We start from the raw sequence: 13,810 nt of genomic DNA, 5'->3' as shown, positions 1-13,810 counted from the left end.
CGAGAGCGCAGACGGTCAGGCGCTTTCCAGCCGTGCGAGCGCCACCAGCGCCTGACCCAATGCCAGCCCGCCGTCATTGGCCGGTGTCTTGCGGTGGATCAGCACCGGCACATCGCCCAGCGCGCGCACCGTCAGATCGAGCAGCAGCGCGTTCTGAAAGCATCCGCCCGAAAGCGCCACAGCCGCCGCCTCGCCGCGGTCCACCAGCGCCCGCGCCGGGGCCGCAAAGGCCTCGGCCAGCCCGGCGTGGAACCGCCGCGCCATGACGCCGGGATCCGCGCCCGCCGCCGCATCCTCCGCCCACGCGGCAAAAAGCGGTGCCGGGTCGATCACGCCCCCGTCCGAGGCAAAGCGATAGGCCCCGCATTCCGGTGCCGCTGCCGCCAGCGCCTCAAGCCGCATCGCCGCTTCGCCTTCGAAACTCTGCCCCTCGGCGCAAATTCCCAAGGCAGCCGCGAAAGCGTCAAACAGCCGCCCGGCGCTCGACGACAGCGGCGCGTTCATGCCGCGCTCGGCCATCTGCCGCAGCAGCACCAGCGGCCGCCCCGGCAACAGGCGCTCCGCCTCCGCCCCCAGCCCCGCCTGATCGAGCCGCATCACAAGGTTGCGCCACGGCTCGCGGCTCGCCGCATCGCCCCCCGGCAGCGGCGCGGGCCGCAGCCATCCCCGCCGCTCGAACCCGTGATAATCGCCCAGCAGCAGCTCGCCGCCCCAGACCGTGCCATCGCTGCCCAGCCCCAGCCCGTCGAGCACGATCCCCGCCACCCGCCCGCCCGCCAGCGGCCAGAGGTTTTCGCCCAGACAGGCGACGAGATGCGCGTGATGGTGCTGCACTTCGACCAGCGGCAGGCCGGTGGCGCGGGCGTGGAGGGAGGCGCGGAACTCGGGATGCAGGTCGCAGGCCGCCGCCTCGGGGCGGTGATCGAACAGCGCCGCATAGTCCCGGTCCGCCTGCAGAAACGCCTCCCATGTCAGCGCCTCGTCAAGCTCCCCAAGGTGATGCCCCAGCAGCGCTTGGCGGTTCTTCACAAGGCAGATCGCCGCCTTCATCTGCCCGCCATAGGCCACCACCTGCCGGTCCGCGAAGCCCTCGGGCAGCGGCAAAGTGCCCGGCACCCGCCCGCGCGCCCGGCGCAGCACCATGGGCCCCTGCGGCGTGATCCGCTCGACGCTGTCGTCGAGCCGCCGGGCGATCTGCCGGTCATGCATCAAGAAGGCGTCGGCAAAGCCTGCGAGTTTCTCGCGCGCCTCAGCATTGCCGATGACCTGCGGCTCCCCCGAATGATTGCCCGAGGTCATCACCAGCGGGCGGCCCACCGCGGCGCAGAGCAGATGGTGCAGCGGCGTATAGGGCAGCATCCAGCCAAGCTGCGCCTGCCCCGGCGCCAGTGCCTCGGGCAGGGTCTCCCCCAGCTTGGGCAGCAGCACGATCGGCGCGGCGGGATCTTGCAGCAGCGCCGCCTCCTCGGCGCTCGGGTGGGCGAACCGTTCGAGCACTTCCAGAGGCGCCATCAGCGCCAGCGGCTTGCCCGGACGGCGCTTGCGGGTCCGCAAGCGCGCCACCGCCTCCGCTTGCGTCGCATCGCAGCACAGATGAAAGCCGCCCAGCCCCTTCACCGCGAGGATCTCTCCCGCCAGCAGCGCCTTTGCGGCCAGCGCGAGCCCATCGCCCAAAGCCTCCGCGCCGCCGCGCTCAAGCCAGAGCCGCGGCCCGCAGGCCGGACAGGCGACGGGCTGGGCATGAAAGCGGCGATCGCCCGGATCCTCATATTCCGCGCGGCAGGCGTCGCAGAGCGCAAAGCCCGCCATGGTGGTCTGCGCCCGGTCGTAAGGCAGCCCCTGCAGGATCGTGTAGCGCGGCCCGCAGTTGGTGCAATTGGTGAAGCCATAGCCCCGCCTCCGCCCGGTACCAAAGATTTCCGCCACGCAGTCCTTGCAGGTCGCCGCATCCGGTGCCACCCGCGTCTCGGCCCCAGCCGCCCCCGAAGCGGCGATGACAAAGCCCTCGGCGCGCCCGGACCAGTCAGAGACCTCGACCGTATCCACCCGCGCCAGAGGCGGTGCCTCATCGCGCAGCGCCGCGACAAAAGCGTCAAGATCGCCGCCACAGGCCAGCACCAGCACGCCCTCGGCGTCGTTGGACACTTCGCCCGAAACGCCAAAGCGCCGCGCCAGCGCCCAGACGAAGGGCCGGAACCCCACCCCCTGCACCTGCCCGCGCACCCGTATCCTGCGGCCTATCACCGTTTCGCCCATGGCTTCGTCTAGACCCAAATATCCCGGGGGGTGCGGCGCGCAGGCGCCGCGGGGGGCAGCGCCCCCAAAACCCTCACCCCGCCGGACCTCAATGCACCGTGCAGACCATGCATGGATCGAAACTCCGCACCACATGCTGCACCGACACCGGCGTGTCCTCCGCCTCGCCCACCGGGCAGCCGACCAGCGCCGCCTCCACCGGCCCCGCCGCGCCGCCCGCGTCGCGCGGCGAGAAGTTCCATGTGGTCGGCGCGACGATCTGATAGCTGGCGATCTTACCGCCCTCGATCCGCAGCCAATGGCCCAGCGTGCCGCGCGCCGCCTCGACCAGCCCCATCCCTGCGCCTGCCTCGGGCAGCGTCCATGCGCCCATGAAACGCGCCGCGGGGTCGAGCCGTGCCGCCCAATCCTCAAGCCAGATCTGCAACCGCGCGATCTCCAGCAGCCGCCCGGTGATGCGCGCCCGCACGCCGCCCTCGGCGGCCAGCGCCTGCGCCAGCGGATGGCCGTCCACCGCCTGCCGCGCCAGCGCGCCCACTTCCACCGGCTGCCCACCGAGGCGCGGCGCCTTGCACCAGCTGTAGGCCTCCTCGCGCATCTCTTCGTCGGGGGCGGTGACACCCTGCGCCGGATGCGCCGCACCGCCCAGCATCCACGCGTGGCTGACATCCTCGACGATCTGCGCCGGATCGAACGCCGTGACCGCGCCGCCCTGCCAGACCCCGGCGCGGCTCACCCGGCCTGAAGGCATCGGATAGGCCCCCGCCGACAGATACCGCCCCGGCCCGCGTCCAAGGCTGGCCAGATCGAGATCGCCTGCGATCTCGAGGAACAGCCCCGCGTCGCCCGTGCGCCAGCCGTCGAGATCGCGCAGCGAGGACAGGCCAACGAAGGCCTCCAGCGGCGCGCCAAAGAGGCTGGTCTCAAGAAACCGCCGGAACGCCCGCAGCAGCGTCTGGATGCGCACCTTGTCGCGCGCGTCCGGCGCGCGGGTGACACCGCCGGGCTGGATCGCCAGCGTGTGCGGCCACTTGCCGCCCAGCATCCCGACGATGTGCAAAAGCCGCGCCCGCGCCTCCACCATGGTCTTGGCCGCCGAGCCCTCCATGGCCGTAAAGCGCTGCAGCGCGCGCCCGTGCCACGCGCGGCCCGCATAGGACGGGCGGCAGAAGTCGGGCATGAAGAAGAGATGAAAATGCGTCACATGGTCGGCCATATTCTCGACCCCATGCAGGATCGAGGCGGCCAGCGCCCCCTGCTCGGGCATCTCGGCGCCCCCCGCATCCGCAAGCGCAAAGGCCGCCGCCGCCGACTGGCTGATCGAGCAGATGCCGCAGATGCGCGGCGTCAGGGTCAGCGCATCGCGCGGGTCCTTGCCGGGCAGCATCATCTCGAAGCCGCGAAACAGCGGCGAGTTGGCATAGGCCGCGCGCACTTCCCCGCCCTCGATGTCGAGCCGTATCTCCAGATCGCCCTCGACCCGGTTGAACGGGCCGACCAGAAGCTGTCGTTCACTCATCTCTCACTCACCCGCAGCACTTACTTGCGTTTCACCCGCAGCGTCGGCGCCACGCGGATGCGGTCGGAATGGGCGTTCACGTCGATCCGCTTGGGGGTGGCCGCCTTGCTCAGCGAGGCCAGCGCCATGAACCACGCTTTGGGCATGTCCGACGGCAGCCCCACCGGAATCCCGGCGATGGTCGGCGTCTCGGTGAACGGATGGTTCGGCTCTTCGAACTCGGGGCTGGTGCAGGCGATGCAGGGATAGCCGCCACGGGTGCAGGACCCCTCGCCATTCCACGGGCGGATGTTGCAATCGCCCACCGCCTGCGTGCCGACGCAGCCCAGATGCTCCATCATGCAGCCCATCTCGGACAGGCTGCGGGCGCTGGCCTTATACTCATAGAACTCGTTCTTGGTGCAGCCGTGGTGCACCAGATGATCGGCGTAGAAGCGCGGGCGGCGGAACGGGTCCAAATCGTCCTCACTCATCGCCTCCCCGGCGAGCAGCAGCAGCGTTTCTGTGACCCATGCCGGATGCGTCGGGCAGCCTGCCACATTGATCACCGGCAGGCCCGAGGCCGAGCGGAACGCACCGGGCAGCGCCCCGCCTTCGAGCGTGCCATCCCATTGCAGGCCAAGCGCGCCCGCCGGGTTGCCGCCCGCTGCGGTGATCCCGCCGAAGGCCGCGCAGCTGCCCACCGCCACCACATGCCGCGCCTTGGGCGCCAGCGACTGCACCCAGTCCAGCATCGAGCGCCCGGTGCCTGCGAGCATATGGTATTTTCCGGTGCCGCGCGGGCCTGTGACGATCGAGCCCTCGACGCAGAGCACGTCGAGCGGGATCTCTCCGGCCTCGACGCTTTCAAGGATGCGCCGCGCCTCGGCGCCGGTCTCCAACGAGAAGGACGGGTGCCACAGAAAGCGGATGCCCGCGTCGCCCAGCGTGTCAAAGACATTGGGGTTCTCGGCGCAGAGCAGCGACATGGTGCAGCCGCCGCAGCCCGCCGTTTGCAGCCAGAGCACGTTCATTGCGGGGGCTCCCTCTTCTCAGCTGGCCTCTCAGCTGGCCTCTCCGCCGTCGCGTCCAGCGGCAGTTCCAGCCGGAACGAGCTGCCCGGCCCCTCTTCTAGCACCAGCCGCCCGCCATGCTCCTGCGCGATCTTGGCGCTGATGGCGAGACCGAGGCCGGTGCCCTGCCCCACGGGCTTGGTGGTGAAGAACGGATCAAAGATCGCCGCCCGCACCTCCTGCGGCACGCCGGGGCCATTGTCGGACAGGGTGAGCAGCGCCCTGTCGCCCTCGGTCGCAACGCGCATCACCAACTCGGGCGCCGCATGGCCTTTCAGCGCGTCCATGGCGTTCTGCACAAGGTTCATGACGATCTGCTGCACATGGCCGGGGGCGCCCCAGATCTCCAGATGCTCGGGCCCTTCGTAGCGCACGGCGATGCCGCTTTTCGAGCCGCGCTCGACCCAGCGCGCGGCGACCTTGGCGGTCTCCACCAGATCGAAGCGCACCCGCTCGCCCGAGCCATCCGCCGACAGCCGCCGCAGATCGGCGACGATGTCGCGCACCCGCTCGGCGCCTTCGCGGGCGCCATGGATCGCCTCGCGCAGGTTGCGCAGGTCGCGCTCGAGCTTCAGGTCTTCGCGCAGCGCCACAAGCTCTTCGCGCGTGGCCCCGGCCTGCACCCGCTCGAAATAGGTCTCAAAGCGGGTGACGTATTTCTGCAGCGCATGGGTCGAGGCGTAGACAAAGCTGATCGGGTTGTTGAGCTCATGCGCCACCCCCGCCAGCAGACGGCCCAGCGTCGCAAGCTTTTCGTTGCGCACCAACTGGCCCTGCGCTTCCTTGAGTTGCCGGTGCGAGCGTTCGAGCTCGGCATAAGCGCGGCGCAGCTCGCCCAGCGGCCGCCCGGTGAGCACCGCACCCACATAGCGCCCCCGATCCGACAGCCGCGCCGACAGCGCGATGTCGAAGGGCTGCGCGCCCGAGGGCGAGACCAGATCGGCCTCGAAAGACGCGGTCTCACGCGAGAGCCGCAGATCGGCCAGCGCGCCCTCGATCCGCGCCGCGCCCTCGGCGGTGAAAAGCTCGGCCACGCGCCGCCCCGCCAACGCGCCGGGCTCTGCCTCGGCGGCGCGCATGAGCGAGGCGCTGACCTCTTCGATCACCCCGTCGCGGCCCACCACCGCCATGATGTCGCTGACCGAACCCAGCACCGAGCCGATGAAGCGCCGCGCCTCGTGCAGCGCTTCGTTCTGGCGCTCGAGCCGTTCCTGATATTCCACCAGTTCGGCATAGGTCCGGTCGACCGCCGAGAGCACATCGCCCCAGCTGTCCTCGGTAAATCCGCCGCTCGTGGTATGGCTCTGGCCCATGGCGCCTCCTGACCCGACGATAGGGCCGGGTGTTGGCGGCGGCAAGGGGCGCGCCGATCCCGGGGCGCGCGGCGGGTGGAGAGTGCGGGACCGCCTCCGGCGGGCGTATTTTCAAAGAGAAGAAGCGGGCGGCGGCGCGCCTCAGGCCTGCGCCTTCTCGCGTCCCGCCGAGAGCGATTTCACCGCCGAGGAGGCGATCACCTCGCCGGTGGCGGCAAAGCGGTCGTGGTAGGTCTCGACCTTCGGCAGATCATAGAGATAGTTGACCATCGCCCCGCCGGACTGGCGCTGGCCGTTTTCGGATGTGTCGGCCCCGGCGTGCACCGCATGCACCATGGCGCCATTGCCGAGGTGAAACCGCGCCACCGGATCGCGCGGCCGCCCGTCGCCGCGCTTGGCGGTCAGCAGGTAATGCGCGGCCAGTTGGCTCATCCGTTTGACGTCCTGCGGATCGAAGGCGGTGCCCTGCTCTTCGAGCCAGGCCACCAGCCCCGGGATCGGCGAGAGCGTGACGAAGGTCTTGAGCCCCGGCAGCGCGCTGGAGAGATCCGAGGCCACCTGCTTGATCAGCGAATTGCCGAAGGAGATGCCCGCCAGACCCGGCTGGCAGTTGGAGATCGAGTAGAACACGGCGGTGTCGGCGCTGGCCGCCTCCATCGGTTCGCGGTCCTCGCTGAGCAGCGCCTGCACCGAGCCGGGCACGCCCCGGGTCAGCGCCACCTCGACGAAGATCAGCGGCTCGTCAGGCATCGCCGGGTGGAAGAAGGCAAAGCAGCGCCGGTCCGGCGGCGCGAGGCGGCGGCGCAGATCGTCCCAGCTGTGGATCGCATGCACCGCCTCATAGGCGATGATCTTTTCCAGCACATGCGCCGGGCTTTCCCAGCTGATCGGCCGCAGCACCAGAAAGCCGCGATTGAACCAGCTTTTGAACAGATGGCGGAAATCCTCGTCGAGCGCCTGCAATTCGGGCTCGTCGCGGCTGCGCCGCAGCAGGTCCGAGCGCATCCGCACCAGCCGCTCGGTCGCCCCGGGCACCATGTTGAGACGGCGCAGCAGCTCGGCCCGCGGCGGCTCGGCGGCCGCCATGAAGGCGCGGTAGCTGCGGCCCGAGGGCGCGGCCTCATAGGCGTCGAGCGCGCTGCGCAGGTCGGCGGCGTCGATGTTGAGCGCCGCCAGCCCGCGGAAGGCCTCGAGCTTTTCCGGCCCCGACATGCCGTCATAGCGCTGCAGCACTTGCCGGGCGAGCGCGGTCACCACGCCTTCGCTGCGCGCCTCCAGCAGGTCCGAGACAAGCGTCGGAAGCGGGCGCGGATCGCGGCGCAGGCGCGGCGCGGCGCCCATCCGGCGCTCGAAGATCGTGGTCAGCAGATCGGCAAAGAGACTCATGGCAGGCTCCTGCGGTTCTCTATCAGCGGTGCGTGCCCCCCGGCCCTGCCAAGGGTGCGCAGCGCCGCGCCGCAAGGCAAGCCTGTTCGCGCCAACGCCCCGCAGCGCGCGCGGCACTCCGCCGCGCCATACCCGCCGTTGCTGTCCCGCGCCGCTTTGCCCAATTCCTAGGCAGCACGCCGCCTCCGGGCCATCGGGCGGGCGAATAGTGCAAGCCGCCGCCCGTCCACCGATTGCCCGAATCGGTGCATTCCTTACCGGTTGGTAAAAAAACCAAACAATGCACAGGGATGGATAAGGACCGACGATGAAATTCACCAACACCCACGGGCAGATGACCCGCAGACAGATGCTGCTCAGCACCGGCGGGATCGCCGCCCTCGCCAGCACCGGCCTCGCTGGCAAGCTGATGGCGCAGGAGCCGATCAGCGTCGCGGGCATCTACACGGTGCCGGTCGAGCAGCAATGGGTGAGCCGCATCCATGTCGCCGCCGAGGCCGCCAAGGAGGCCGGGCTGATCAGCTACAGCTTCTCGGAGAACACCGCCAACACCGATTATCCGCGCGTCATGCGCGAATATGCCGAGAGCGGCGCGCAGCTGATCATCGGCGAGATCTTCGGCGTCGAGCAGGAGGCCCGCGAGGTGGTGCTCGACTATCCCGAGACCGCCTTCCTCATGGGTTCGAGCTTCATGCCCGACGAGGCCTATCCAAATCTCGGGGTTTTCGACAATTACATCCAGGACGCCTCATACCTCTCGGGCATCATCGCCGGCGCGATGAGCGAGAGCGGCAATATCGGCATGGTCGGCGGCTTCCCGATCCCCGAGGTGAACCGGCTGATGCACGCCTTCATGGCGGGCGTGAAGGAAGTGAAACCCGAGGCCACCTTCCAGGTCAGCTTCATCGGCTCGTGGTTCGATCCGCCCAAGGCCAAGGAGACCGCCTTTGCGATGATCGAAAGCGGTGCCGACATGCTCTATGCCGAGCGTTTCGGCGTCTCGGACGCGGCGCAGGAGAAGGGCGTTCTGGCGATCGGCAACGTCATCGACACGCAGGCCGACTACCCCGAGACCGTGGTCGCCTCGGCGCTCTGGGACTTCGGCCCGACGCTGGCGGCGGCACTGGCGAAAGTCAGCGACGGCAGCTTCTCGGCCGAGAACTACGGCACCTACAGCTTCATGAAGGAAGGCGGCTGCTCGCTAGCCCCGCTCGGCACCTTCGAGGGCAAGGTCCCGCAAGAGGCGCTCGATCTGGTGGCCGAGAAGGAAGCGGCGATCAAGGACGGGTCCTTCACCGTCGAGATCAACGACGAAGAGCCGACCTCCTCCTGATGACACAGACACAAGAGGCGCAGGAGATCGTCCTGCGCCTTTCCGGCATCACCAAGCGGTTCGGCGCGCTCACCGCCAATGACGGCATCAACGTCGCGCTGGCGCGCGGCGAGGTCGTGGCGCTCTTGGGCGAGAACGGCGCGGGCAAGACCACGCTGATGAACATCCTCTTCGGCCATTACACCGCCGACGCGGGCACGGTGGAGGTGTTCGGCCAGACCCTGCCCCCCGGCCTTCCCGGCGCGGCGCTGGCGACGGGCGTGGGCATGGTGCACCAGCATTTCACCCTCGCGGGCAATATGACGGTGCTGGAGAACATCCTGCTCGGCACCGAGCCGCTGTGGCGCCCCGGCCTTGGGCGCAGCGCGGCCCGGCAGCGCGTGCAACAGCTGTCGCGCGATTTCGGCCTTGCGGTGCATCCCGATGCGCGCGTCGCGACGCTCTCGGTGGGCGAGCGGCAGCGGGTCGAGATCCTGAAAGCGCTCTACCGCGACGCCCGTATTCTCATCCTCGACGAGCCCACCGCCGTGCTCACCCCGCAGGAAAGCGAGGCGCTCTTCGAGACGCTGCGCAAGGCGGTGGCGCAGGGGCTGTCGGTGATCTTCATCTCGCACAAGCTGCATGAGGTCATGGCGGTCTCGTCGCGGGTGCTGGTGCTGCGTCACGGCAGGCTCGTGGGCGAGGTCGCCACCGCCAAGACCGACCGCCACCAGCTTGCCGAACTGATGGTCGGGACCGAGATCACGCCCCCCGCTCCCGCCGAGGCCCGCCCCGGCGCCACGCTGCTGAAACTGCAAGGGGTCTCGACCCCGGCGCGCGGCAACCGCACCGGGCTGCGCGGCGTCGATCTGGAACTCAGGGCAGGCCAGATCCTCGGCCTCGCAGGCGTTTCGGGCAATGGTCAGGGCGCGCTGGCCGACCTGCTGTCGGGCCTCGAGACGCCCAGCGCGGGCGTCATGGTTCTGGCCGATGAGACCGTCACCAACTGGTCGCCGCAAAGCGCGCTCAAGGCCCGCATCGGGCGCATCCCCGAGGACCGCCACAAGACCGGCACGATCGCCGATTTCACCCTCACCGAGAACGCTGTGCTGGAAAGCTACGCCGAGCCCCCGGTGGCCCGACGCGGCTGGATGGACTGGTCCGCCGCGCGCCGCACCGCCGAGCAGATCATCGAAACCTACGACGTGCGCTGCCCCGGCCCCGACACCCGCATCCGCCTGCTCTCGGGCGGCAATATGCAAAAGCTGATCCTTGGCCGCGTGCTCGAAGCGCAGCCGCGGATCATTCTCGCCAACCAGCCGGTGCGCGGCCTCGACATCGGCGCGGTCACCTATGTGCAAGAGCGGCTCATCGCCGCCCGCGACGCCGGTGCCGCCGTGCTGCTGATCTCCGAGGATCTCGACGAGGTGCTGAGCCTTTCGGATGTGGTGCGGGTGATCTGCGAGGGCCGCCTCTCGCCCGAATTCCCGCGCGGCAGCAAGACCCCCGCCGAGCTGGGCCAATGGATGGCCGGACAGGGGTTCGACGATGCTGCCTAAGACACCACCTGACGAAACGCGCCACCTCCCCCCTTCTTCTCTTTCCAAATACGCATATCACGCACCCTCCGCCCACGCCTCAGGCTGGGCAAAGGCCCCCGCCAGCAGAGCCCCTCATGCGCCTTGATCCCATCACCGCCCCCTCGCCCGCCCGCACCTTGGGGCTGCCCGCGCTGGCGCTCGGTGCCACGGTGCTTGTCGCCATGGGGCTCGCGCTCATCGCCGGGGCCGATCCGCTCGCCACGCTGGGGTTGATCATCAAAGGCGCCGCGGGCTCGAAGTTTGCCCTGCTGGAAACGCTCAACCGCGCCACGCCGCTCATTTTCACCGGCCTCGCCATCTCGGTCGCCTTCCGCGCCAAGCTCTGGAACATCGGCGCCGAGGCACAGCTCTACGCGGGCGCGCTGGTCACCGTGGTGATCGGCACGCAGCTTGGCCTGCCGGGGCCTCTCGCGCTGCCGCTGATGGCGCTTGGGGCCGTTCTTGCCGGGGCGCTGGTGCTGCTCGGGCCGGTGCTGCTGAAGACCCGGCTCGGCGTCGACGAGGTGGTCACCACGCTGCTGATCAACTTCATCATGGCACTGTTCATCTCCTACCTGCTCGAGGGCCCACTGAAGGATCCCATGGGCATGGGCTGGCCGAAATCCCCGGCGCTGCCACGCGATGCCCGCCTGCCGCGCATCGTCGAGGGGCTGCGGCTGCACTGGGGCTTCGGGCTGGCGCTCCTCTCGGCGCTGGCGGTCTGGATCATGCAGACCCGCAGCACGCTCGGCTATGAGATCCGCGCCACCGGCCTCAGCCCCGAGGCGGCGCGTTTCGCCGGTATTCCGGTGGGCCGGGTGCTGGTGAAGACCGCGCTGATCTCCGGCGGGCTCGCCGCGCTGGCCGGCTTCTCCGAGGTCGCGGGGCTGAAGGGCAATCTCACCGCCGATCTCTCGCCCGGTTTCGGCTACACCGGCATCGTGGTCGCCATGCTGGCGCTGCTGCATCCCTTGGGGGTGGTCGTCTCGGCGCTCTTCGTGGCCGGGGTCTTCGTCGGCGCCGACAGCATGTCGCGCGCCGCGGGCGTGCCGACGTATATTGCCGACATCCTGCTCGCCACCGCGCTCCTGTTCATGGTGCTGGCGATCCTGCTCACGAAAGTCCGGGTGGTGCGCGGATGACCGAGATCATCGACATTCTCATCTCCGCCAGCTTCTGGGCCGCCGTACTGCGCATCGCCTCGCCGCTGATCTTCGCCACGCTCGGAGAGCTGATCTGCGAGCGCGCGGGCGTTCTGAACCTCGGCATCGAGGGCATCATGGTCTTTGGCGCCTTCGCGGGCTGGATGGCGGTCTACGCCGGGCTGGGGCTCTGGCCCGGGGTGCTGGTGGCGCTGCTGGCGGGCATGGCCTTCGGTGCGCTCCATGCGTTGCTCACCGTGCCCTTTGGCCTGTCGCAGCATGTGGTGGGGCTTGGCATCACCATGCTCGCCACCTCCTCGGCCTATTACGCCTACCGCCTCGCCCTGCCGGAGTTCACCAGCCCGCCGCGCATCGACCCTTTCCAGCCGTTGCACATCCCGGTGCTGTCGGACCTCCCGTGGCTCGGGCAGGCGCTGTTCTCGCAGACCGCGCTCACATGGGCCGCCTTCGGCTGCGCCGCGCTGGTGGCACTGGTGCTCTACCGCACGCCGCTGGGCCTTGCGGTGCGCGCCGCCGGAGAGAACCCGCAGGCGGTCGAGGCGCAGGGGCTTTCGGTGGCCGCGATCCGCATGGGGGCCGTGATCGTCGGCTCGGGGCTGATGGCCGTGGGCGGCGCTTTCCTGACCATGTCTGCCTTCTCCTCCTTCTTCTTCGAGATGGTCAACGGGCGCGGCTGGATCTGCATCGCACTGGTGGTCTTCGGTGCGTGGAAGCCGGGCAAGGCGCTGCTCGGCGCGCTGCTCTTTGCCGGGTTCGATGCGCTGCAGATCCGCCTGCAGCAGACGCCCATGGGACAGCTCGTGCCCTATCAGGTTTTCCTGATGATCCCCTATGTGCTGTCGATCCTCGCGCTTATCCTCATGTCGCGCCGGGCCGAGGTGCCCGCAGCGCTGATGACCCCCTTCAACCGCGGAGAGCGCTGAATGGCCACTTTCGACATCCTCGTCACCGGCGGCACCCTGCCGGACGGGACCATTGCCGACATCGGCATCACCAACGGCCGCATCGCCGCCATTGGCGAACTTGCAGGCTCCGAGGCGGGCGAAACCATCGACGCCAGCGGCGATCTCGTCGCCCCGCCCTTCGTCGATCCGCATTTCCACATGGACGCCACGCTCAGCTATGGCACGCCCCGGATCAACGCCAGCGGCACCCTGCTCGAGGGCATCGATCTCTGGGGCGAGCTGCGCGAAGAGGCAACCGTCGACGAGATGGTCGCGCGGGCGCTGGAATATTGCGACTGGGCGGTCTCGCTGGGCCTTCTGGCGATCCGCAGTCACGTCGACACCACGCCCGATCACCTCAACACCGTCACCGCGATGCTCGAGGTGCAAGAGAAGGTGAAACCCTATCTCGACCTGCAGCTCGTCGCCTTCCCGCAGAACGGTTTCCTGCGCAGCCCCACGGGGCGCGAGAATCTGATCCGCGCACTCGACATGGGCGTCGAGGTGGTCGGTGGCATCCCGCATTTCGAGCGCACCATGGCGGATGGCGCCGCCTCGCTGAAAGAGCTTTGCGAGATCGCCGCCACCCGCGGCCTGCTGGTGGACATCCACTGCGACGAAACCGACGATCCTATGTCGCGCCATATCGAGGCGCTGGCCTATGAGACGCAGCGGCTTGGCCTGCAGGGGCGCGTCGCCGGCAGCCATCTGACCTCGATGCACTCCATGGACAACTATTACGTGTCCAAGCTGCTACCGCTGATCGCGGAGGCGGAAATCTCTGCCATCCCCAACCCGCTGATCAACATCACCCTGCAGGGGCGGCACGACAGCTACCCCAAACGCCGGGGCCTCACCCGCGTAAAAGAGATGCAGGCCATGGGCATCCGCGTCGGCTGGGGACAGGACTGCGTGCGCGACCCGTGGTACTCGCTCGGCACCGGCGACATGCTCGACGTGGCCTTCATGGGGCTGCATGTGGCGCAGATGACCTCGCCGCAGGAGATGGCGCGCTGCTTCACCATGGTGACCGAGGAGAACGCCAAGATCCTGCATCTCGAGGGATATGGGCTGGCGGTCGGCAATATGGCCTCGCTGGTGGTGCTCGACGCGGGCGATCCGATCGAGGCGCTGCGGCTGCGGCCCGACCGGCTCTGCGTGATCTCCAAGGGCAAGGTGGTCTCGAAACAGGCCCGCAACGACGCGCGCCTCGCCCTGCCCGGCCGCCCCGGAAGTGTGCGGCGGCGGCACAAGGTTCCCAGCTGAGGATACGCGCAGCGAAGCG

10 protein-coding genes are annotated in these 13,810 nt (G+C 69.1%); 5 read left to right on the top strand and 5 right to left on the bottom strand.

Annotated elements, in window-relative coordinates; translation table 11 throughout:
- Positions 1 to 15: 15 nt before the first annotated feature.
- The 5 genes from hypF to G0A00_RS00235 all read right to left on the bottom strand — a co-directional run bounded on the left by hypF (position 16) and on the right by G0A00_RS00235 (position 7,526).
- On the bottom strand, positions 16 to 2,256 hold the full coding sequence (gene hypF, locus G0A00_RS00255; protein ID WP_164178929.1) for a carbamoyltransferase HypF: 2,241 nt from the start codon (positions 2,254 to 2,256) through the stop codon (positions 16 to 18).
- 88 nt (positions 2,257 to 2,344) lie between these two features.
- Entirely contained in the window at positions 2,345 to 3,775 is a 1,431-nt protein-coding gene (locus G0A00_RS00250; RefSeq protein ID WP_164178928.1) for a nickel-dependent hydrogenase large subunit, read from the bottom strand.
- 20 nt (positions 3,776 to 3,795) lie between these two features.
- A complete protein-coding gene (locus G0A00_RS00245; protein ID WP_164178927.1) occupies positions 3,796 to 4,788 on the bottom strand; it encodes a HupU protein in 993 nt (330 codons plus the stop codon).
- Positions 4,785 to 6,140: a sensor histidine kinase gene (locus G0A00_RS00240; RefSeq protein ID WP_164178926.1), complete on the bottom strand. Its 1,356-nt coding sequence runs from the start codon at positions 6,138 to 6,140 to the stop codon at positions 4,785 to 4,787. The genes G0A00_RS00245 and G0A00_RS00240 overlap by 4 nt, the downstream gene beginning before the upstream one ends.
- Before the next feature lie 141 nt (positions 6,141 to 6,281).
- The gene (locus tag G0A00_RS00235; protein ID WP_164178925.1) at positions 6,282 to 7,526 is read right to left on the bottom strand and encodes a malonyl-CoA decarboxylase; all 1,245 of its coding nucleotides are present in this window, start codon (positions 7,524 to 7,526) and stop codon (positions 6,282 to 6,284) included.
- A gap of 307 nt (positions 7,527 to 7,833) precedes the next feature.
- Between G0A00_RS00235 and G0A00_RS00230 the strand changes: the two genes are divergently transcribed.
- The 5 genes from G0A00_RS00230 (at position 7,834) to G0A00_RS00210 (ending at position 13,791) form a co-directional block, all read left to right on the top strand.
- The gene (locus G0A00_RS00230) at positions 7,834 to 8,859 is read left to right on the top strand and encodes a BMP family protein (RefSeq protein ID WP_164178924.1); all 1,026 of its coding nucleotides are present in this window, start codon (positions 7,834 to 7,836) and stop codon (positions 8,857 to 8,859) included.
- Complete coding sequence (locus tag G0A00_RS00225) at positions 8,859 to 10,397, top strand: ABC transporter ATP-binding protein (RefSeq protein ID WP_164178923.1); 1,539 nt, start codon at positions 8,859 to 8,861, stop codon at positions 10,395 to 10,397. Before G0A00_RS00230 ends, G0A00_RS00225 begins: the two co-directional genes overlap by 1 nt.
- 116 nt (positions 10,398 to 10,513) lie before the next feature.
- Entirely contained in the window at positions 10,514 to 11,560 is a 1,047-nt protein-coding gene (locus G0A00_RS00220) for an ABC transporter permease (protein WP_164178922.1), read from the top strand.
- Positions 11,557 to 12,504 (top strand): ABC transporter permease, encoded by a 948-nt coding sequence (locus G0A00_RS00215; protein ID WP_164178921.1) that lies wholly within the window; start codon positions 11,557 to 11,559, stop codon positions 12,502 to 12,504. Before G0A00_RS00220 ends, G0A00_RS00215 begins: the two co-directional genes overlap by 4 nt.
- On the top strand, positions 12,505 to 13,791 hold the full coding sequence (locus G0A00_RS00210) for an amidohydrolase family protein (RefSeq protein WP_164178920.1): 1,287 nt from the start codon (positions 12,505 to 12,507) through the stop codon (positions 13,789 to 13,791).
- Positions 13,792 to 13,810: the final 19 nt, after the last annotated feature.

Source organism: Salipiger sp. PrR002, assembly GCF_010500775.1.
GTDB lineage: Bacteria > Pseudomonadota > Alphaproteobacteria > Rhodobacterales > Rhodobacteraceae > Salipiger.
The sequence above is the reverse complement of the archived record's forward strand: the minus strand, read 5'-3'. Positions and strand labels throughout refer to the sequence as shown.